A 20,464-nucleotide genomic window follows, 5' to 3' on the forward strand; every position below is an offset into this window, starting at 1 on the left:
CGGGTGGGGACGGGCGCGGTGGGGTCAGAAGTTGCCGAGTCCGCCGCAGACGTTCAGGGCCTGGGAGGTGATGGACGCCGCCGGGTCGGAGGCCAGGTAACCGACCAGACCGGCCACTTCCTCGGGGGTCGAGTAGCGGCCCAGCGGGATCTTGGCCTGGAACTTCTCCAGGATGTCGGTCTCCGAAGCGCCGGACAGCAGGGCGTAATTCTGACGGACGCGCTCGGCCATCGGCGTCTCGACGTACCCGGGGCAGACCGCGTTGACGGTGATGCCGGTGGGGGCGAGCTCGTTGCCCAGCGCCTTGGTGAAGCCGACGACGCCGTGTTTGGAGGCGGAGTACGGCGCCCCGAGGACGACCCCCTGCTTGCCCGCGGTGGAGGCGATGTTGATGATGCGGCCCCGGCTCTTGTCGCGCATGCCGCCCGCGGTGAGGACCTCCCGGGTCAGCCGGAACACGCTGTTGAGATTGGTGTCGACGATGTCGTCCCACAGTTCGTCGGTGATGCCGGCGGTGACCCCGCCGCCGCTGATGCCCGCGTTGTTGACGAGTACGTCCACCGTCCCGAACCGGTCGACGGCGGCCCGGACGTACCCGCGTATCGAGTCCACCGAGCGCACGTCGAGGACCGCGCCGTCGACGTCGAGCTGCTCCTCCTGAAGCCGCTTGACCGTGGTCAGCACCTTGTCCTCGGTCCGTGAACCGATGAACACCCGGTGGCCCTGCCCGGCCAGCAACCGGGCCACGGCCAGGCCGATCCCGCTCGTCGCGCCGGTCACCAGGGCGACCCGCTGCTCCTGCTGTGTCATCTCTCCCTGTTCCTTTCAGGCGGCCGAAACGGCGAGGTGGTCGCCGACGGCTCCGATGAAGGCGCGGGGTGTCGTGGCGTCGCCGATGACGGACTCGTCGAGGGTGATGCCGTACTCCCGCTCGATGCGGCTGGCCGTCTCCAGCAGTGCGAGGGAGTCGTAGCCGATGTCGCTGAACTCGGTGTCGAGGGCGTCTCCTTCGAGACCGCCGCCCTCCGGGGCGCCGGAACCTTCGAGGAGGATGCGCTGGAGGTCGTCGAGAGTGAACGTGGGCTGGGACATGAGGGTTCTGCCTTTCGTGGGTGAGGGTGCTCTCGTGGGTGAAGGTGCCGAAGAGCTCAGGAACGCAGGACCATCGCCGAGTTGAAGCCGCCGTGACCGCGGGCGAGCACGAGTGCCGTGCGTATCTCCGCGGTCCGGGCCTGCGCGCCGACGAGGTCGAGGCCGTACCGGTCGGCGGGCTCGGTGTGGACGGTCGGAGGGATCAGCCCCTCCGCCATCGAGAGGAAGGCGGTGGCGAGGTCCAGAGCGGCCGAACCGGCGTACAGGCGGCCCGTCATGGTCTTGGGAGCGGTGACCGGGACACCCCGGTGGCCGAACACGTCGACCAGCGCCTCGGCCTCGATCCGGTCGAGTTCGCGCTCGGCCGCCGCGTCCGCGAACACCACGTCCACGTCCGAGGGCGCCATGTCGGCGTCGGCGAGGGCCAGTTCCACCGCCTTGCGCAGTCCCGGCTCACGGCCGTCGAAGGTGGCCGCGTAGCCGGCGATCTCGCCGTACACCCTGGCTCCGCGGGCGCGGGCGGAGTCGGCCGACTCCAGGATGAGCAGGGCGCCGCCCTCCCCCGCCACATGACCGGCCGCCCGGTCGTCGAACGGCAGGTAGGCGAGGCCGGGTTCGTTCACCGTGCTGAGCCGGCCGCTGGTGTGCAGTCCCACCCAGCCCCAGGAGCACAGCAGGGCGTCGACGGCGCCCGCGACCACGAGCGAGGTGCCCTTGCGGATCTGGCGCCTTGCCTGCGCCACCGCGTCCAGCCCGCCGGCGTCGTCGGTGACGACGACACCGCTGGGGCCCTTCATCCCGTTGCGGATGGAGATCTGGCCGGTGTTGACGGCATAGAACCAGGCGAAGGACTGGTACGCGCTCACGTACTCGCCGCCCTTGCTCCACAGGCTGCGCAGTTCGTTCTGGCTGAACTCGAAGCCGCCGGCGGAGCTGGCCGTGATGACGCCCATGTCGAAGGCGGGCAGGTCGGCGGGGCTGACCCCGGCGTCGGCGAGCGCCCAGTCCGCGGCGACCAGCGAGAGCCGGGTGACCCGGTCGGTCTGCGGCAGCAGGCGGCTGGGCAGGTGCTCCGCCGGTGTGAAGCCGTCGATCTCGCCGGCGAGCTTCGCCGGGTAGAGGGTCGCGTCGAAGCGGGTGAGCGGACCGATGCCGCTCTTGCCGACGCGGGTCGCACTCCAGTAGTCCTTCGTGCCGAGCCCGTTGGGGGCGGTGATCCCCAGGCCGGTCACCACCACTGAGGCCGTCATGCCGTCTTCCTCTCCGGTTGGGCCAGCACCATCGCGCTCTGGAATCCGCCGAATCCGCTGCCGACCGTGAGGACCGAGTCGACGAGCTGGTCACGGGCCGTCAACGGCACGTAGTCGAGGTCGCACTCGGGGTCGGGCGTGTGCAGGTTCGCCGTCGGCGGGACGACGTTGTGCCGGATCGCCAGGACGGAGGCCGCGATCTCGATCGACCCGATGGCGCCCAGCGAGTGCCCGACCATGGACTTGATGGAGCTCACGGGGGTGCGGTACGCGTGGTCGCCGAGGCTGCGCTTGAAGGCGGCGGTCTCGTGCCGGTCGTTCTGCTTGGTGCCCGAGCCGTGCGCGTTGATGTAGTCGATCGCCGTGGGGTCCATCCGGGCCTCGTCCAGCGCGACCGTGATCGCCTCGGACATCTCTACGCCGTCGGGGCGCAGGCCGGTCATGTGGTACGCGTTGCTGCGGGTCGCGTATCCCGCGATCTCGGCGTGGATCCGCGCACCGCGCCGCCGTGCGCTCTCCAGCTCCTCCAGGACGAACACCGCGGCGCCCTCACCCAGCACGAAGCCGTTGCGCGTGCCGTCGAAGGGCCGGGAGGCGTGCTCCGGTTCGTCGAAGCGGGGTGTGGTCGCCTTGATCGCGTCGAAGCAGGCCATCGTGATGGGCGAGATCGGCGCGTCGGTGGCGCCGGCGACCATGACGTCCGCCGTGCCCTCCCTGATGAGTTCGACGGCGTAGCCGACCGAGTCGAGCCCGGAGGTGCACCCGGCCGACACCACGCTGCTCGGCCCCTGCGCACCCACGGAGCGGGCGACCTCCGCGGCGAAGGAGCTCGGCACGAAGTAGTTGTAGAAGAAGGGGTCGGCATAGCCGTGGTCCACCAGATCGAGCCGCCCGCCGTCGCTGACGACGCGGTAGTCCTCGTCGAGGCTCATGGTGGCGCCCACCGCGCTGCCGATGGTGACACCGATCCGGTACGGGTCCAGCGCGTCCGGGTCGAGACCGCTGTCCGCGACGGCACCGCGCGCCGCGACCACCGCGAACTGCGCGGCACGGTCCATGCGCCGCACCTCGTGCGGGGTCAGACCGTGCTCGTACGGGTCGAAGTCGATCTCGGCGGCCACGCGCGAGCGGAACTGCGCGGGGTCGAAGAAGGTGATGCCCCGGGTGGCCGTGCGGCCTTCGCTCAGCAGGGACCAGAAGTTGTCCGTGCCCACCCCGCCGGGGGCCAGCACCTGCATCCCGGTGACGACGACGCGACGCCCGCTCATACCCCGACCTGCCAGGTGTAGAAACGCGAGGCCATGGCGTCGGAGGGCGAACGCCAGGTCGCCGGGTCGAAGACCGAGATGTACGGCAGGAGGTCCTGCTGGATCCGCACGAAGCGCGGGTCCTGCTTCGCCCGCTCGATCAGCTCGCCGCCGTTGTCGGACTCGAAGTCCTGGATGTGGAAGTAGAGCCCGTCGTGGGCGAACAGCTGCCGGCGCCGGGTGCCCATCGTGTGCGGCAGTTCGGTGCCGGAGTCGAAGTCCCCGAACAGCTTGGCGACGGTGTCGAGGTCGGCCGGGTCGAGCCGGGCCACGATCACGGTGCTGTACATCCGGTGCTCGTCGGTCACCGGCTGCCCGTGCCACTCGTAGAACCGGGTCGCGAGCGCCTCGTCACCGCCGAGCTCCGCGAGCTTGGCCGGGTTCTCCTCGGTGTGGTCCTGGAGATGGATGAACACGCCCCTGTACTCGAAGAGTTGGCGACGAAGGAGCTGCCGGTCGGTGGACGGCTCACCGTCCAGTTCCGCGAAGGCGCCGGCGACCTGTTGCGTGGATCCAGGGTCGATCCGGGCCACGATGACACTGCTGTGCATATGTCCTTCTCCGTAACGCGAGTCCGCTGAATTCCGAATCGGCCTGCGGGAAGCCGGTGACAAGAACGAGTCTTCCGGCGCCAGATACAGGTTTCAATACGGACAACTTCAGAGCTCTGAAGCTTCCGTCAGGACTTTGTCAGAAGTTCCTGAAATCGCGACCTCAGCGCATTTTGAACCGCACCATCACAGGTATGAAACACATCGAAGACATTCTTCGGCTACAGGCCCTCGTGTCACGTTTCGCGCGCGCCGTCGACACCCGCGACCACGAGGCGCTCACGACGATATTCACTCCGGATGTGACCATGGAATTGGGGGCGGATATCCGGATCGATGGCCGCGAGAAATTGGCAGGCATGCTGCGCGACGACCTGATGTGGGCGACCACCATGCACTCCATGGCCAATGTGCTCGCCGAACCGGAGGGCGACGGCGCGACCGTTCACGCGAATGTCACGGCGGTGCATGTGAGCCGCGCCGGCACGGGCGAGCACTTCGATCTCGGCGCCCGCTACACCTTCACCGCCGTGCGGACCGACGGGTCGTGGCAGTTGTCCCGGATCGCGATCGAACCCGTGTGGAGGACGGGCGACGACCAGGGCATGCACGAGGACTGACCACAGAAGGCGAAAGCCGCGCGGGTCCCCTTCCTTGCGAGGAAGGGGACCCGCGCGGCTTCGTGGCGGATCAGTCCTCCGCGATGGACAGAGCTCGCGCCGGGCAGATGAAGACCGCCTTGTGGGCGGCGGCCTCGTCGGCCCCCTGCGGCTGCTCGATCAGGACGCGGACCAGGCCTCGGTCGTCCTGGTCGAAGATCCTCGGCTCGGTCAGCACACACTGGCCGGCGCCGATGCAGCGTTCGTGATTCTTCTCGAGTCGCATGACCACTCCTTTCACCAGGTCACGGGGAGCGAGTACAGGCCGTAGACCAGTGCGTCGCTCTTGAACGACAGTTCCTCGGCCGGCACGGCCAGGCGCAGGTCCGGCAGCCTGCGGAACAGCGTGTCGAACACGACCTGCAGCTCCACGCGGCCGAGGTTCTGCCCCAGGCACTGGTGCGGCCCGTAGCCGAAGGCCACGTGGTGGCGGGCGTCCCGGGAGAAGTCGAGCTCCTCCGGATCGTCGAACACCGCCGGATCGCGGTTCGCCGCGAAGGTCGAGGCGATGACGGCCTCGCCCTTGCGTATGAGGACGCCACCGATCTCGACGTCCTCCATCGCGAGGCGGTGCGCGCCGAAGTCCGGAATCGTGTAGAAGCGCAGCAGTTCGTCGACGGCCTTGGGGGTCTTCGAGGGATCCGCCTTGATCTCCGCGAGCAGTTCCGGCTTCGTCAGCATGGAGAACACGCCGAGATTGATCATGTTCGCCGTGGTCTCGTGCCCCGCCAGCAGCACCAGCAGACACAGGCTGGCGAGCCCCGGCCGGTCGATACCGCCCTGCTGCCGCTGGAGTTCGATCTGCCGGCTGAGCAGGTCGTCGCCCGGATTGTCGATCTTCTCCTCGACCAGCTTGTCCATGTACTGGCGCAGCTTGACCGAGATGTCGATCCGGCCCTGCTCGTCGGTGGTACGGCGCAGCAGGACCTCGGCCAGCTCCATGAAGTACTCGTGACCCTCGAAGGGCATCCCGAGGATCTCGGAGACCAGCAGCGACGGCACCGGCAGGGAGAAGACCTGGTTCAGGTCGACGGGCTTCGGCAGCTTCAGCATGTCGTCGATGAATCCGTCGACGATCTCCTGGATCCGCGGTTTCAGTGCGGCGACGCGTCGCACCGAGAATTCACTGATGACCGGCCGTCGCAGTTCCGCGTGCTCCGGGTCATCGAGAATGATCATGAAAGGGGCATGCTTGGACAGTGCCGCGTTCTGCCCTGGCACCACCACCGGGAAATCCTTCTTACGGCGGTCCGAGCTGAGTTTGGGATTGGACATCACGGCGCGCACGTCTTCGTACTTGGTGACCAGCCAGGCTTTTCCGCCGTCCGGGAGGACCACCTGGCTGACCGGAGACTCCTCCCGGAATTTCGTGTAGACCGGCGGAATAGCAAAAGGACACGTGCGCTGAATCGGGAACTGGACGAGCTCGCTGGCCTCGTCGACATGGGTGTTCATCATGCGACCCCTCGATCGGAGTTTCCGCTTCCTGCAAACTCACGATAACGGGGGAAGCTACACGGCCGGGTTCGACGAATGTCAATTCGACGGCAATGAATTGTCAGCGCATGTTGCGGAGTTTGAAGCCGACCCCGCGTACGGTGACGATCCATTCCGGTCCGCCCAGCTTGCTGCGGAGGCTGCTGACATGGGTGTCGACGGTACGGCGCGACCAGGACTCGCCCCAGACCTCGCGCATGATGGACTCCCGCGAGATCACCTGCCCCGGGGCGCTGGCCAGCAGAGCGAGCAGATCGAACTCCTTGCGCGTCACCGGAACCGGCCGGCCGCTCACCTCAACCTCACGCGAGTCGCTGTCGATCCGGAGCGGACCGTGCTCGAGCACCGCCCCGCCGTCGCCACCCACATCGGCGTACCGGGTGCGTCGCGCACGCCGCATCACGGCATCCAGCCGGGCCATGAGTTCGCGGACTCCGTAGGGCTTGATGACATAGTCGTCCGCCCCGGCCTGCAGCGCGAGAACGCAGTCCAGTTCGGAGCCTCGCGAGGTGACGGTGATGACCGGGATGTCGCTGGCCGCCCGGATCTCGCGGCACACCTCGAGTCCGTCCAGGTCGGGCAGGTCGAGGTCGAGCAGCACGAGGTCCGCGGTCTCGAACCACACCAGCGCCTCACCGCCGGAGTCGACGGCGTCGACATCGTGACCGTGTCGCTCGAGCGCTTCGGTGAGGATCGCGCGGTCGGCCTTGCTGCCCTCGACGACAAGGATCCGCCAGGCGTCCGAGATGTTCCGGAAGGGGGCCGGCGAGGATGTCGCCGCACCGCCTCGGCTGCCGAAGGTCGCTCGGTCCGCCATGCGGTGCTCGGTGTCGTGGGTTTCGAGTATCTCTGGTTGAGAACTCAGTTTCATCTGTGCTGATCGCATAAATGCCCACCCAACTCAGTCCGGCGGGTTGCCGGTCTTCCATATGAGATCGAACGAAAGACGTGACAGACGCCAGCCTCGTTCGGTGAGCACCGCGTCGCCGGTGACGTAGGTGCCGGACACATAGTGCGGTCGCGTCTCGCCCTCGCGCTCGTGGTGCACATGCACCGACGTCATGTTCGCGCGAAGGGACGCACGCTCGCCCGTGACGTTCACGATTGACGGCGTGTTCAGATGATGGGTTCTGGCCCACATCGCCAGCGCCCTTTGATGGTATTCGACGAGACCGCCAATACCGATGTGCCGACTGATCGGGAACTCGATGACCACGTCGTCGGCGAAAAGTCCGTTCGCCCACTCGTCGTCTAGTTTGTCGTAGTCGAGCCCCAGAACATAACGGTCGAGAAGTTCACTGATTTCCCCGTTCGACTGTCTGACGTTCACCATCCCACCCTCCAGCTTCCCCCTTGGCCAGGCAACCACAACTGGATCTATGTGATTGGCGTCACCGCGGATCGAATTCACGAAACACCGATCCCGCCGGTGAAACTCACGAAACCACAGGGGTTCGTTAATGTTTCTTGACGTTCCGCGCGCGGCCATCAGGAATCATGGGAGGGGGCGACGTCGCCGTCGGTAATTTACTTCAAAACCGAACCAAGCCTTGCGGATATGCACACCGACACGCCCCCGTTGACGTCCGCTCTCGGCACAGCCAGCGTACACGAACCGGAGCCACATCGGAATAAGAGTCGCTAGTAAATTCTCGCGGCTCCACATTTGAACCGACTCGCCTTTCGTCGAGCACGTGAAACCGCAGGTCAGGGCAGCTTTCGCTCGATCCGCAGGGTGTCGGAGCAGGCGTGTGCGTCGGGGAGGGCGGGCAGATCGTGTACCAGCCGGCGCAGTTCTCGGCTCCGCTCGGCATCGACCGTGGCGTCGGCGGCGGTGTCGGCGGCGCGGCGGAGCGCTTCCCGTTCCGAGGGATGGAGTCCTGCCAGGCTGCGCAGTTCGCGGCAGGAGGAGGGGGCCGGCGCGCCCGGGACACTGCGGCCGCCCCGGTAGACGGCGGCCCGGTCCCGGTCCCAGTCACCCAGGGCTCGTTCGCCCACGGCGTCCAGATGAAGGACGAGACGCCCGTGTCCGTCGCGGCGGCGCAGTTCGAGGCGGCCCGGCCGGCTGTGCGCGAGCCGCAGCCCGGGCACACCGACCAACCGTTCGTCGGCGCCCACCACGGCGGGGCAGAGCCGGTGGACGAGGTAACCGAGGAGGGACGGTTCCGTATCCAGGTGCAGGCAGGCCGGGCCCGCCGAGGCCGCGCGGAGACCGAGGAGGCAGCCGTCGAGGGGCGCGACGTCCCGCGCGTACTCGACCAGCGTCTCCAGCACACGGCGCTCGATGCCCGGCTGCCCCTTGCACAGCGCCGCGGTGGCGGTGCGGCTCCGCGGTGACTCCGTGCGCGGCTCCTCGTACGACTCCGCGACCGAAGCGATCCTGTCCGTCACAGAAGTGGTCCCTCCCGTCGCATCCGCCATGGGTTCCCTCACGCGTTCCCGCGCTCCTCGACGCTCATCGGGCAAGGCCGCTGACCGCGCCGGCCGGTCCGGCGCGGTCAGGAGCTCATCACCTCAGGAGGCCGCCCAGCCGTAGAAGCGGCTCGCGTGGAGGTCGGTCGTCGGCTCCTGGGGGGCGAGCTGCGGCAGGTCCTGGAGCACCCGGCCGAACCAGATGTCCGCTGCGGCCTTCTGCGCGGCATCCGCGTCATTGAGACCGGCGTGGTCCTGAATGTGGATGCACAGATCCTTGAAGGCGAACAGCTGGCGCCTACGGATTCCCAGCAATTGAGCGGTGGCGTCGAACTCCCGGAAGATCTTCTGAACGTCGGGAATCGCGTCCGGCTCCATCCGGGCGACGGTGACGGTGGTCCCCGTCGGCCCCGCGCTCTCGAGCGATTCCCCCTCCCAGCTGTAGAAGCAGGAGGCCGCGGAATCCGCAGGAGAATTCCACGTCTCGGGCTCGTACGGCGCGACGAACGGCTGGAGGTCGACCGAGAGCCGGGCCATACGCGGGTCGGACTTGACCTTTTCGAGCGCGGCCTGGTCGGACTTCTCGACGAAGTCGTACAGGTGAACCTGGACGTCCTGGTGAATGAACAGCTGACGGCGGTGCAGTCCGATCAGGCCCGGGATCTCCGTGCTGTCGAATTCCGCGAACAGCTTCGAGACCTCGGGAATGGAGTTCCGATCCATCTTCGAGACGGTAACCATGCTGCGCATGTTCATCACTTCCTCGTGGGAGAGTATCGGTTTTCGGTCACGCGACCGACGCGGTCTCCGACTCGGGCAATTTCGCCCCGGATTCGCTGGTACTGCTCCTGGTGGCCACCGCGGAGAGAAGGAGGCCGACGACCGCGATTCCGGCGCAGACGACCAGGAGGAGATCCATGCCGCTCAGGAAGGCCGTCTGGACGTGGTGGAGCATCGACTGGTCGCCCAGCGAATCGGCGACGGCCACGCCGGATCCGACGCCGTCGGAGATCGGCTCACGGTTGAGCGTGCCGAGTTCGGAGTGGTACCGGGTGGACAGCACGGTGCCGAGCACGGCCACGCCGGTGGTGCCGGCGGCCTGACGCAGGGCCGACAGCAGGGCCGATCCGGCGCCGGCCCGCTCGGGGGTGAGCGCACCGACGGCCAGTGCCATGGAGGTGGGCAGGACGAGGCCGATACCGAGGCCGACGATGACCATCCAGGTGGCGACGAATCCGTACGAGGTGTCGATGTCGGTCGTCGCGCCAAGGCCCATCCCGATCGCGAGAGCCCCGAAGCCGACCATCAGGGTCAGCTTGAGGCCGATCTTGTCGCGCAGGCCCTCCAGGAAGTTCGAGGCGACCAGCAGGCCGCCGATCATCGGGAGCATGCGCAGGCCGCTGCCGAGCGAATCGACGCCGAGCACGGACTGGAAGTACAGCGGGATGGTGAAGAACAGACCGAACATCGCGAAGGCGTTGGTCAGTTGGAAGAAGGTGCCCATGCGGAATCCTTGGTCCCCGAAGAGGCTGAGATCCGCGAGGGCGTGTTCCCGGGTCCGTTCCCAGGCGACGAAGGCCACGATCAGTACGACGCCTGCCGCGAAGGTCAGCCAGGCCGTGCCGTCGCCCCAGCCCTTGTCGCCGAAGCGGATCAGACCGTAGGTGAGACCGACCAGTCCGGCCGCCGACAGCACCACGCTGACCAGGTTGATGGGCCGGCGGGTCTTGCTGCGGGTCTCCGGCACCAGCAGGCCCACCGCGAGCGCGCCGATGATGACGGTCGGAATGTTCACCAGGAACACCGAGCCCCACCAGAAGCGGTCGAGCAGCAGGCCACCGACGATGGGGCCCAGCGGCATGCCGAGGGTCACCGCCGTGATCCACACGGTGGTGGCCCGACCGCGTTCGGCCGGGTCCGGGAACAGCACCGGGATCATCCCCATGGACAGGGACATCAGCACCGACGCCGCGACGCCGAGCAGGACGCGGGCCAGGATCAGCTCGCCCGCCGACGAGGCGAACGCGCACCAGATCGAGGCGGCGCCGAACAGGATCAGGGCGCCGAACACGAACTTCTTCCGCCCGTACCGGTCGCCGAGCGCACCGGCGGGCAGCATCACGCCCGCCAGCGTCAGCGTGTACGCGGTGCTGAACCACTGGAGTGCGGCGGTGCCGGCGTGCAGGTCGCGGGCGAGCGTGGGCAGGGCGATGTTGAGCACCGTCATGTCGAGTCCGACGGTCAGCATCGCCAGAGCGAGTGCACCGAGGGCCAGCCATCGGCGCGTGGCTGTTACTTCCATGAGCTCCCCAAATTTTCGAAGTAACTACGAGTTCAGAGTAGATACGAGATTCTCGGGCGTGTCAATGTCGAGGGACTCGACTTTCGGCCTCGCTCTTGAAAGATGCGGACGCAAAGCCGCACGATCCTGCGAAAGGGCAGGTCAAATGGGGTGTCATGGGGTACGAGGAGGACGGCCGCAGGGGTCGGTCAACGGCCCGGAGACCGGGCGAACGCGCCCCCGACCAGCCTCTTCTCGCTGACGGTCACAGACAGACCGCGGTCGGGCCCTGTACGCTCACTCAGCGGACAGGCGCCCCTGATTCCGCGCCCAGCACGATCTGGACACTCGCATATTTGCAGGTCAGAGGCGCTTTCCAGCGCCGGGGAACCCGCTTGCCCGTTCCACTGAAGATCCAGGGCCAAGCAGGGTCGTCGCCGGACCATGGAGCGAGACGTCCCTATTGCGAGAGGGTGCCTGAGTGTCGGGACTGCGAGAGCGGAAGAAGGCTCAGACGCGTAAGCGCCTGGCGGACACCGCGTTCACCTTGTTCCGCGAGCGCGGATTCGAGAACGTGACCGTCGCGGAGATCGCCGAGGCCGCGGAAGTCGCCGTGAGCACGCTGTTCGCGTACTTCCCCTGCAAGGAGGCGCTGGTCTTCGACGCGGAGGACGAGTACGACCGAGCGCTGACGGCGGCGGTCCGTGACCGCGCCGCCGGCGTCTCGATGCTGGACGCGCTGGAGGCCCACCTGATGCCCGTGGCGCAACCCACGGCGGACGGCCCGTCCGGCGAGGACTTCGTCGAACTCGTCAAGTCCACACCGGCGTTGCTGGAGTACGCCGGCCGGGTGCGGCGCAACTGGGAGGCGAGCCTCGCCGCCACCCTGGCGCAGGAGGCCGGGATCCCGGAGCACGATCTGCTCGCGACGACGCTCGCCCGCTTCGTGCTGGACGCCAACTTCCTCGCCACCTACGGCGATCACTCACCGGCGGATCTGCAGGCGGTCTTCGAGCGGTTGCGGTACGGCTGGGCGGATTTCGGTACCACGGCCGACCGGAAACCCACGGCCATGGCCGCCGAGTAGGGGCGGTCAGGTCTTGGCCAGCATGAACCCCACGCCCCGTACCGACACTATGAGGCCGCGGTCACCCAGTTTGGAACGCAGATTGCTCACGTGAGTGTCGATCGTCCGCTGCGACCAGGAATTACCCCAGACCTCGCTGACTATCTCATCCCGTGAAATAACTCTCCCAGAATTCCGCGCGAGGAGAAGAAGAAGGTCGAATTCCTTGAGCGTCAGCCGTGCAGAACGCCCGCCATACGTCACTTCCCGTTTCTGCACGTCGATTCTCAGCTTGCCCCTTTCCAGAAAAGGAGGCAGCTGTGTGCAGGTGTGGGCCCGCCGCATGACCGCACCGATACGCGCCATGAGTTCGCGGAGCCGGTACGGTCGCGCCAGGTAGTCGTCGCCGCCGGCCCGCAGGGCCAGCACGGTGTCCAGCTCCGAGGCAGCGGAGCCGATGAAGATGACGGGAGTGTCCGTGGCGGCGCGGAGCAGTCGGCACACGTGGAGCCCGTCAAGATCTTTCAGCTTCATCCCGAGCAGCACGAGGTCGGATTCCGCGGCGCCTTCCAGCGCCTCCTCACCACTTTCCACGGCTCGCACATTCTGTCCGCTTCGGGACAGATCGGCCACGAGGATCTCTCTGTTCACCTCATCGCTCTCGACGACGAGGATCGTCCAGGGACCAGCATCCCCGCACATCTCCGGAGCCGCGGATGGCAGCGGCAATCCCATAGAAATCTCCCCCAAAATCTCCGTAGGTTGAACGTCTAGCCTCACATGAGCTCGCTCCCCGTTTCAATGGTTTTCGTGACGCTCACAGTGAAGTGCCGCAATCACCCAGGCGACTCACGCAACAACAAAGAATGCCCTAAGAGATCGTAAAATCAACATGGGAGAAAGTGGACGCTTTTCCGGAATACCTGATTCCGTAAAACGCGGCCACCTGCCACTCACAGCGGCCAGGCGGCCAGCAAATCGCCGGGGCCGTAGGCGGCATCGAGCCCCGGACAGTCCACTCCGCTTCGCGAGACCGCCATGACCGGAACGGGTTCACCGGTGAGGGCGGCCCGGTGTCGATGAAGCGCTGCCAGGTCGTGTCGGTGGAAGGGCGACTGCTCCAGCCACTTGATGGAGCCGACGAAGAGCAGCTCCTTGGCGATGGGGGCGCGGTCCGCCCCGACGACATCGATCTCGACGTCGTTGGTGCGGGTCCAGTAGCCGCCCACCACGGGGGCCGCGGGGAGTCGGTCGTCGGGCAGTATCCGAGCGAGCGCCTCACGGATGAGGGGTTCGATCGCCCGGCCGCGCCAACTGGTCCAGCTCTCCCGGATGCGCGCCAAGGTCAGATCCCCCCGCCCCCGCTCGATCTCTTCCATGGACGGGCCGAGCAGGTGGAGCCAGAACCGCAGGTAGGGATCAGTCACCCGGTAGCGGCGATCCTTCGACGGGCGCAGCGACACGGGCAGCTCCGCGGCGACGATCCGCTTGTTCGTGAGCAGCTCCAGCGCTCGCTGCAGCGGCGTGGCCCCGATCCCGCCGGCCGCGCGGGCGATGTTGGTGAAGGTCCGCTCACCACTGCCGATGGCCGCCAGCACCGTACGCGCCTGAGCCTGCGGAGGGAATTCGGCGGCCAGCGAGCGCTCGGCCGATACCAGCAGGGCCGAGACCGGGTCGCTCAGCGCCTCGCCGAGGAAGTCCCACAGCCCCGCGCCTCGCGGCCACTCCGCGCAGATCAGCGGCAGCCCGCCGGTGACCAGCGCGGCGTCGAAGGTCTCCGCCGGTTCCAACCCGAGCATCTGCCCCACCTCGGCGGGGTTCAGCGGTCCCAGCACCATCTCCCGGCCGCGCTGATGGAAGGGGCGTCCATAGCTGTTCAGGGCCTCCATCATCGACAGATCGGAGCCGATGAGGACCAGCAGCACCGGCTTGGTCTCCAGCACCCGGTCCCAGGCCCGTTGCAGCATCCCCTCGAAGGCGCCATCGGCATCCATCAGGTACGGCACCTCGTCGATGACCAGCACGCTCGCCCGGTCGGCGGGCAGCGCCGCGGCCAGCACGTCGAACGCGGCATCCCAGTTCTCCGGCCGCGCGGCGGCCACCAGCCCCGCCAACGGCAGCGTCGATGCCTGGGCGTCCCGGGCCAGTCGCGCCAGATCATCCCCGGCGGACGCACCGGTCGCCGCGTAGAACAAGAACGGGGCACCGGAGCGCTCCGCAAACCGCTCGACCAGTCGCGACTTGCCCACCCGTCGCCGCCCACGCAACATCACGCACCGACCGGGCCGCTCCCCGCCGACCCCTGCCGCCACCTTCTGCAGCTCTCGCTCCAACGTCGCCAGCTCATGCCGACGGCCTACAAAGTCCACCATGCCCGCCGACCTCCACGCATGACACTAACGACAACGTTACTAACGTAGACGTTAGTAGACATCCTTCGCCAGTTGTCACCCGTGATCCGGCGAAGGTGACCTCACCGGCATCCCGGCACGGGCAGAACGAGGGGCCCGACTCCGAAGAGCCGGGCCCCTGTCGATCCGGGTCGGACGGGTCGATCCGGGTCAGATATGTCGATCCAGGTCAGACGTTGAACCTGAACTCCACGACATCCCCGTCCTGCATCACGTAGTCCTTGCCCTCCATACGGGCCTTGCCCTTCGACCGGGCCTCCGCCACCGACCCCATCTCCACCAGGTCGGCGAAGGAGATGACCTCCGCCTTGATGAAGCCCTTCTGGAAGTCGGTGTGGATGACACCGGCGGCCTCGGGGGCGGTGGCGCCCTTCTTGATGGTCCAGGCGCGGGATTCCTTGGGGCCTGCCGTGAGGTAGGTCTGGAGGCCGAGGGTGTCGAAGCCGACGCGGGCCAGGGTCGTCATGCCGGGCTCCTCGACGCCGACCGACTCCAGGAGCTCCATCGCTTCCTCCTCGTCGAGCTCGGCGAGGTCCGCCTCCAGCTTGGCGTTGAGGAAGATCGCCTCGGCGGGGGCGACGAGGGCGCGCTGCTCGACCTTGAAGTCCTCGTCGACCAGCTCGTCCTCGTCGACGTTGAAGACGTAGAGGAAAGGCTTCGTCGTCAGGAGGTGCAGGTCGTGGAGGAGTTCCTCGTTGCCGGAGCCCTGGACGATGCCCGCGGAGAAGAGGGTGTCGCCCTTCTCCAGGATCTCCTGCGCCGCCTCGACCGCCGCGACCTTCGGGCCGATGTCCTTCTTGATGCGCGACTCCCGCTGAAGGCGCGGAAGGACCTTCTCGATGGTCTGCAGGTCGGCGAGGATCAGCTCGGTGTTGATCGTCTCGATGTCGTCCTTGGGCGAGACCTTGCCGTCGACGTGGACGACGTTCTCGTCCTTGAAGGCCCTGATGACCTGGCAGATCGCGTCGGACTCACGGATGTTCGCGAGGAACTTGTTGCCCAGGCCCTCGCCCTCGGAGGCGCCCTTCACGATGCCCGCGATGTCCACGAAGTCGACGGTCGCCGGGAGGATCTTCTGGGAGGAGAAGATCTCGGCCAGCTTCGCCAGGCGCGCGTCGGGGACGCCGACCACGCCGACGTTGGGCTCGATCGTGGCGAACGGGTAGTTGGCCGCGAGCACGTCGTTCTTGGTCAGGGCGTTGAACAGGGTCGACTTGCCGACATTCGGCAGACCGACGATTCCGATCGTGAGCGACACGTTGCGACTTCCCGTACGTGAGAGACATCAGGGGGCTGGGACTGGGCTGGCACTGGGGTTGCGGGCCCGGTCCTTCTTCGGTGCGCGGGCGGGCCGATCCACCAGTCTACGGCGTACCCACCCCCGCCCCGGCTACCAGTCGAACGCTTGGCCAAGCTCCGCCCTCCGGCGTGTCCCGGAAGCGATTCGGCACATAAACCGACCTAAGTTTGTCCAGTGGAGCAACACAGGACGCGACCCCCGCAGCACGGACCGCGACGCGGCACACCCCCACTGCCCCCGCAGGCGACCCGCGGCGAGAGCGACAGGAGCGGGAGTGGCGGTGCGCGCCCCGGGCAGCGTCGCCCCGCCGACCGCCCGGTCGCCCGCCCGACGACGCCCGTACGCCGGCCCGGTCCGCCGCTGGTCGAGGCCGTGCGGCGGATGCCCAACCCGCGGCTGACGGGACTGGGCGGCGGGCTGTTCTGCGGGGCGGTGATGTTCGTGCTCGGCTGCCTGGACGCGCTGTTGTTCGGGGCGTCGCTGACCGTCTACGGCGTGCTGTTCCTGCCGGTGTGCGTGCTGACCGCGTGCTGGGTGCGGCGGGGCGATCTGGTGACCGCCCCGGTCGTCGTGCCGATCGCCTTCGCCGCCGGCCTGCTGCCCGTCGCCGACAGCAACGGCGGGATCCTCGGCCGCCTGATGGGCCTGGTGACGGCCCTCGCCACCCAGGCCGGCTGGCTCTACGGCGGCACCCTCGTCGCAGGCCTGATCGCGTCGGCCCGCAAGATCCAACTGATGCGCCATCGCACGGCGGCGGCCCGGGCCGGCCGCCGGTGACCCGACCGGACTGCGTCTGCCGGACAACCGCCCGCCGGCTAGCCGCTTACCGACCACCGTCCCACCTGGCTGCCGTCCCGGCCGGTCACACGGGCAGGCCGCCGATGCCCTGACCCGGACGGCCGCCCACCGGAATGCCTCCTGCCGGACAATCGTCCGCCGGATGGCCGCCTACCGACCGTCGTCCCGCCCGGCCGCCGTCCCTGCCGGTCACACGGGCCAGCAGCCGATGCCCTGACCCGAACGACCGCCTACCGGAAGGCCGTCGGCCGCCGGAAGGGCGCCTGCCGACCATCGTCCCGCCCCCGGCCCCGGCCCCGGCCACTGTCCCTACCGGCCGCCGGTGACCTGACGGAAGCACCACCCAACGACCGCCGATGACCCGACCGGAGCCCCGCCACCCACTGCCGGCGCCCCGACCAGACCGTCACCCACCGGCCACCCGACCGAACCGCCGCCCACCAGCCGCTGCCCACCAGACCGAACCGCGCCTACCGGCCGCCGTCCCCGCCCGCCGCGTGCATCGCCGCGCCCACGATCCCCGCGTTGTTCTGCAACTGCGCCGGGACGATCTCCGCCTTGATGTCCTCGATGAAGTGCAGGAACTTGTCGGCCTTGCGGCTGACCCCGCCGCCGATGATGAACAGCTCGGGCGTGAAGAGCATCTCGACATGGGCCAGGTACTTCTGGACACGGTGCGCCCAGTGCTCCCAGGTCAGCTCGCCGTCCTCCTTGGCCTTGCTGGAGGCGCGCGTCTCCGCGTCGTGGCCGTGCAACTCCAGGTGGCCCAACTCGGTGTTCGGGACGAGGACGCCGTCCACGAACACCGCGCTGCCGATGCCGGTGCCGAAGGTCAGCAGGATGACCGTGCCCTTGCGGTCGCGGCCCGCGCCGAAGGCCATCTCGGCGACGCCCGCCGCGTCCGCGTCATTGACGACCGTCACGTCGTGCCCGCCGAGCCGGTCGCTGAACAGCACGCGCGCGTCCGTGTCGATCCAGCTCTTGTCGACGTTCGCCGCCGTACGGATCGTCGACCCGCCCGTCACCACGCCCGGGAACGTCAGCCCGACCGGGCCCGTCCAGCCGAAGTGCTCGACGACCTCCTTGACGCCGTCCGCCACCCCGTCGGGCGTCGCCGGGTGCGGAGTGAGCACCTTGAAGCGCTCCTCCGCGAGGTCGCCCTTGTCCAAATCAACAGGGGCGCCCTTGATCCCGGACCCACCGATGTCCACACCGAAGATCTGCATGGCTCTACGTTACGACGATGGACTGACAGTCACTCAGCGGAGGCGACATCCGAACCGGATCCCGAACCAGATCCCGTACCGGATCCACCGCGCTCGGCGACCAGCGCTGCCGCCTCGTCCCGCAGGTCCCGGCGCAGCTCCTTGGGCAGGGAGAACGTGATGGACTCCTCGGCCGCCCTGACCAGTTCGACGTCCTCGAAGCCGCGCTGCGAGAGCCACTCCAGGACCTGCTCGACCAGGATCTCCGGCACCGAGGCGCCGGAGGTGACGCCGACCGTGGAGACACCTTCCAGCCAGGCTTCGTCGATCTCGTCGGCGAAGTCCACCAGGTAGGCCTCGCGGGAACCGGCGAGCTTGGCGACCTCGACGAGCCGTACGGAGTTGGAGGAGTTCTTCGAGCCGACCACGATCACCAGCTCGGCCTCCTCGCCCATCTGCTTCACGGCGAGCTGGCGGTTCTGGGTGGCGTAGCAGATGTCGTCGCTGGGCGGGGAGATGAGCTGCGGGAACTTCCCCTTGAGGGCGTCGACCGTCTCCATGGTCTCGTCGACGGAGAGGGTGGTCTGCGAGAGCCACACGACCTTGGACGGGTCGCGGACCTCCACCTTGGAGACGTCTTCCGGGCCGTCGACCAGGGTGATGTGGTCGGGGGCCTCGCCGGAGGTGCCGATGACCTCCTCGTGGCCCTCGTGCCCGATCAGGAGGATGTCGTAGTCGTCGTTGGCGAAGCGGACGGCTTCCTTGTGGACCTTGGTGACCAGCGGGCAGGTCGCGTCGATGGTGGCGAGCCTGCCCCGCGCGGCCTCGTCGTGGACGACGGGGGCCACGCCGTGCGCGGAGAACATGACGATGTTCCCCTCGGGGACCTCCTCCGTCCGCTCGACGAAGACGGCGCCCTTCTTCTCGAGGGTCTGCACGACGTACTTGTTGTGCACGATCTCGTGCCGGACATAGATCGGAGCCCCGTACTGCTCAAGGGCTTTCTCGACGGCGATCACGGCGCGGTCCACACCCGCGCAGTAGCCCCGGGGGGCGGCGAGCAGGACACGGCGGCCAGGCGAAGCAGTCATGTGAACCATCGTAAGGCCGCGCCCGACGGGTCAAAGATCGCCTTCTTGGGGAGACTGGCCGTGCGGTGGGAGGGGTGGGGAACGACTCGACGGGCGAGGCACAGGCGGAGGCACGATGTCCGGGACCGGCACGGCGGCACGAACGGACGAGGCGGGGCACGACCTGCGGCGGAGCCTCGGGTTCCGGGATCTCGTCGTCTACGGGCTGCTGTTCATCGCCCCGATGGCGCCCGTCGGCGTGTTCGGCACCCTGGACGCGAAGTCGCACGGGGCCGTGGCGCTGGTCTATATCGTCGCGACGATCGCGATGGCGTTCACCGCTTTCAGCTACGCGCAGATGGTGCGGGTGGTTCCCCTGGCGGGCTCCGTGTTCGCCTACGCGCGCGTGGCGCTCGGCAAGGAGGCGGGGTTCGTCGCCGGCTGGATGGCGATGCTGGACTACCTGCTCATCCCGGCGGTGGCGTACCTGTTCTCCGGGATCGCGATGAACTCGCTGGTCCCGGAGGTCTCGCGCTGGGTGTGGACGACGATCGCGGTCGTCGTCACGACCCTGCTGAACCTGTGGGGCGTACGGGCCGCGGCCCGGGTGGGCTTTCTGGTGCTGGCGATGGAGATCGTGGTGCTGCTGATCTTCGTCGTCTCCGCGGTGGTGGTGCTCGCGCGGGACGGGGCCGAGCGGGGGTGGCTGTCGCCGCTGTCCGGGGACGGCACCCAGGGGGCGTTCGCGCTGTCGGCGGTGATCGGCGCGGTGTCGGTGGCCGTGCTGTCGTATCTCGGCTTCGACGCGATCGCGTCCTTCGCGGAGGAGGTCACGGGCGGGTCGGAGAAGGTCGCCCGGGCGGTGCTGTTCTGTCTGGCGCTGGCGGGCGTGCTGTTCGTGGCGCAGTCGTATCTGGTCTCGCTCCTGGAGCCGACGACGTCCGCCCAACTGGCCGCCGATCCGGGCAAGCAGGGCACGGCCTTCTACGACGCCGTGGACGTCTCCGTCGGTACCTGGCTGCACGATCTGGTGGCTGTGAGCAAGGCGCTCGGGGCGGCGTTCGCGGCGCTGGCCGGGCAGGCGGCCGCGGGGCGGCTGCTGTTCGCCATGGGCCGGGAGCGGAGGCTGCCCCGGGCGCTGTCGAAGACGGACTCCGGGGTACCGCGGGTCGCCCTCCTCTGCGCCGCCGTCATCACCCTGGTCGCCGCGGTCTGGGCGGCCCGCCGGGACGACGGGATGGACCACCTGGTCTCGGTGGTCGACATCGGCGCGTTGACCGCCTTCACCCTCCTGCACGCGAGCGTGGTGAGCTGGTTCGCGGTCCGCCGGGCCGGCGGCCCGGCCATCTGGTGGCGGCACGTCCTGATGCCGGTGGTCGGAGCGGCGATCACGATCGCGGTGATCGTGGAGGCCTCGGTGACGGCCCAGGTGGTGGGCGCGGTGTGGCTGGCGATCGGGTTGGCGGTACTGGTGGCCCAACGGGGGCGGGACGAGAACACTCCCCGGGACGAGAACGCCTCCTGACCGCCGCCCCCGCGACCGCCCGTCCGTCCCGACCTCCACC

21 protein-coding genes and 1 pseudogene are annotated in these 20,464 nt (G+C 68.2%); 4 read left to right on the forward strand and 18 right to left on the reverse strand.

Annotation, left to right across the window (positions count from 1 at the left end; genetic code table 11):
• Nucleotides 1-24: 24 nt before the first annotated feature.
• The 6 genes and pseudogenes from fabG to M2283_RS37335 all read right to left on the reverse strand — a co-directional run.
• The gene (gene fabG / locus M2283_RS37310) at nt 25-810 is read right to left on the reverse strand and encodes a 3-oxoacyl-ACP reductase FabG (protein WP_280880923.1); all 786 of its coding nucleotides are present in this window, start codon (nt 808-810) and stop codon (nt 25-27) included.
• Between the two features lie 15 nt (nt 811-825).
• Nucleotides 826-1,092, reverse strand: a complete 267-nt coding sequence (locus M2283_RS37315; protein ID WP_280880924.1) for an acyl carrier protein — start codon at nt 1,090-1,092, stop codon at nt 826-828.
• A gap of 56 nt (nt 1,093-1,148) precedes the next feature.
• Complete coding sequence (locus tag M2283_RS37320; RefSeq protein ID WP_280880925.1) at nt 1,149-2,342, reverse strand: ketosynthase chain-length factor; 1,194 nt, start codon at nt 2,340-2,342, stop codon at nt 1,149-1,151.
• Nucleotides 2,339-3,610 carry a beta-ketoacyl-[acyl-carrier-protein] synthase family protein gene (locus tag M2283_RS37325; protein WP_280880926.1) on the reverse strand — a complete coding sequence of 424 codons (1,272 nt, stop codon included), beginning with the start codon at nt 3,608-3,610 and terminating at the stop codon, nt 2,339-2,341. Before M2283_RS37325 ends, M2283_RS37320 begins: the two co-directional genes overlap by 4 nt.
• Nucleotides 3,607-3,939 carry a TcmI family type II polyketide cyclase gene (locus M2283_RS37330; RefSeq protein WP_280881054.1) on the reverse strand — a complete coding sequence of 111 codons (333 nt, stop codon included), beginning with the start codon at nt 3,937-3,939 and terminating at the stop codon, nt 3,607-3,609. The genes M2283_RS37325 and M2283_RS37330 overlap by 4 nt, the downstream gene beginning before the upstream one ends.
• Before the next feature lie 69 nt (nt 3,940-4,008).
• Nucleotides 4,009-4,200, reverse strand: a pseudogene (locus M2283_RS37335) (TcmI family type II polyketide cyclase); the annotation flags it as partial.
• A 194-nt stretch (nt 4,201-4,394) separates the two neighbouring features.
• Between M2283_RS37335 and M2283_RS37340 the strand changes: the two are divergent.
• A complete protein-coding gene (locus tag M2283_RS37340; RefSeq protein WP_280880927.1) occupies nt 4,395-4,820 on the forward strand; it encodes a nuclear transport factor 2 family protein in 426 nt (141 codons plus the stop codon).
• Between the two features lie 70 nt (nt 4,821-4,890).
• On the opposite strand, the gene M2283_RS37345 is transcribed toward M2283_RS37340, so the two are convergent.
• The 7 genes from M2283_RS37345 to M2283_RS37375 form a co-directional block, all read right to left on the reverse strand.
• Nucleotides 4,891-5,085 carry a ferredoxin gene (locus tag M2283_RS37345; RefSeq protein WP_280880928.1) on the reverse strand — a complete coding sequence of 65 codons (195 nt, stop codon included), beginning with the start codon at nt 5,083-5,085 and terminating at the stop codon, nt 4,891-4,893.
• 11 nt (nt 5,086-5,096) lie between these two features.
• Complete coding sequence (locus tag M2283_RS37350) at nt 5,097-6,317, reverse strand: cytochrome P450 (RefSeq protein ID WP_280880929.1); 1,221 nt, start codon at nt 6,315-6,317, stop codon at nt 5,097-5,099.
• Nucleotides 6,318-6,417: 100 nt separating this feature from the next.
• Nucleotides 6,418-7,173 carry a response regulator transcription factor gene (locus tag M2283_RS37355; RefSeq protein WP_280880930.1) on the reverse strand — a complete coding sequence of 252 codons (756 nt, stop codon included), beginning with the start codon at nt 7,171-7,173 and terminating at the stop codon, nt 6,418-6,420.
• 84 nt (nt 7,174-7,257) lie between these two features.
• A complete protein-coding gene (locus M2283_RS37360; RefSeq protein ID WP_280880931.1) occupies nt 7,258-7,689 on the reverse strand; it encodes a nuclear transport factor 2 family protein in 432 nt (143 codons plus the stop codon).
• 374 nt (nt 7,690-8,063) lie between these two features.
• Nucleotides 8,064-8,747 carry a hypothetical protein gene (locus M2283_RS37365; protein WP_280880932.1) on the reverse strand — a complete coding sequence of 228 codons (684 nt, stop codon included), beginning with the start codon at nt 8,745-8,747 and terminating at the stop codon, nt 8,064-8,066.
• A gap of 123 nt (nt 8,748-8,870) precedes the next feature.
• A complete protein-coding gene (locus M2283_RS37370) occupies nt 8,871-9,524 on the reverse strand; it encodes a TcmI family type II polyketide cyclase (RefSeq protein ID WP_348538954.1) in 654 nt (217 codons plus the stop codon).
• Between the two features lie 31 nt (nt 9,525-9,555).
• Nucleotides 9,556-11,070 carry a DHA2 family efflux MFS transporter permease subunit gene (locus tag M2283_RS37375; protein ID WP_280880933.1) on the reverse strand — a complete coding sequence of 505 codons (1,515 nt, stop codon included), beginning with the start codon at nt 11,068-11,070 and terminating at the stop codon, nt 9,556-9,558.
• A 460-nt stretch (nt 11,071-11,530) separates the two neighbouring features.
• Between M2283_RS37375 and M2283_RS37380 the strand changes: the two genes are divergently transcribed.
• Nucleotides 11,531-12,136, forward strand: a complete 606-nt coding sequence (locus tag M2283_RS37380; protein WP_280880934.1) for a TetR family transcriptional regulator — start codon at nt 11,531-11,533, stop codon at nt 12,134-12,136.
• Nucleotides 12,137-12,142: 6 nt separating this feature from the next.
• Here the strand turns inward: M2283_RS37380 and M2283_RS37385 are convergent, their stop codons facing one another.
• The 3 genes from M2283_RS37385 to ychF all read right to left on the reverse strand — a co-directional run bounded on the left by M2283_RS37385 (nt 12,143) and on the right by ychF (nt 15,784).
• Nucleotides 12,143-12,850, reverse strand: a complete 708-nt coding sequence (locus M2283_RS37385; RefSeq protein ID WP_280880935.1) for a response regulator transcription factor — start codon at nt 12,848-12,850, stop codon at nt 12,143-12,145.
• Nucleotides 12,851-13,068: 218 nt separating this feature from the next.
• Nucleotides 13,069-14,487, reverse strand: a complete 1,419-nt coding sequence (locus M2283_RS37390) for an ATP-binding protein (RefSeq protein ID WP_280880936.1) — start codon at nt 14,485-14,487, stop codon at nt 13,069-13,071.
• Between the two features lie 208 nt (nt 14,488-14,695).
• Nucleotides 14,696-15,784: a redox-regulated ATPase YchF gene (gene ychF / locus M2283_RS37395; protein WP_280880937.1), complete on the reverse strand. Its 1,089-nt coding sequence runs from the start codon at nt 15,782-15,784 to the stop codon at nt 14,696-14,698.
• 216 nt (nt 15,785-16,000) lie between these two features.
• Here ychF and M2283_RS37400 point away from each other — a divergent pair, with 216 nt between their 5' ends.
• Nucleotides 16,001-16,603, forward strand: a complete 603-nt coding sequence (locus tag M2283_RS37400) for a DUF6542 domain-containing protein (RefSeq protein ID WP_280880938.1) — start codon at nt 16,001-16,003, stop codon at nt 16,601-16,603.
• A gap of 491 nt (nt 16,604-17,094) precedes the next feature.
• On the opposite strand, the gene ppgK is transcribed toward M2283_RS37400, so the two are convergent.
• On the reverse strand, nt 17,095-17,850 hold the full coding sequence (gene ppgK / locus M2283_RS37405; RefSeq protein ID WP_280880939.1) for a polyphosphate--glucose phosphotransferase: 756 nt from the start codon (nt 17,848-17,850) through the stop codon (nt 17,095-17,097).
• A gap of 29 nt (nt 17,851-17,879) precedes the next feature.
• Nucleotides 17,880-18,929 carry a 4-hydroxy-3-methylbut-2-enyl diphosphate reductase gene (locus tag M2283_RS37410; RefSeq protein WP_280880940.1) on the reverse strand — a complete coding sequence of 350 codons (1,050 nt, stop codon included), beginning with the start codon at nt 18,927-18,929 and terminating at the stop codon, nt 17,880-17,882.
• A 106-nt stretch (nt 18,930-19,035) separates the two neighbouring features.
• Here M2283_RS37410 and M2283_RS37415 point away from each other — a divergent pair, with 106 nt between their 5' ends.
• Entirely contained in the window at nt 19,036-20,424 is a 1,389-nt protein-coding gene (locus tag M2283_RS37415; RefSeq protein WP_280880941.1) for an APC family permease, read from the forward strand.
• Nucleotides 20,425-20,464 lie beyond the last annotated feature (40 nt).

This window comes from Streptomyces pseudovenezuelae (assembly GCF_029892565.1).
GTDB lineage: Bacteria > Actinomycetota > Actinomycetes > Streptomycetales > Streptomycetaceae > Streptomyces > Streptomyces pseudovenezuelae_A.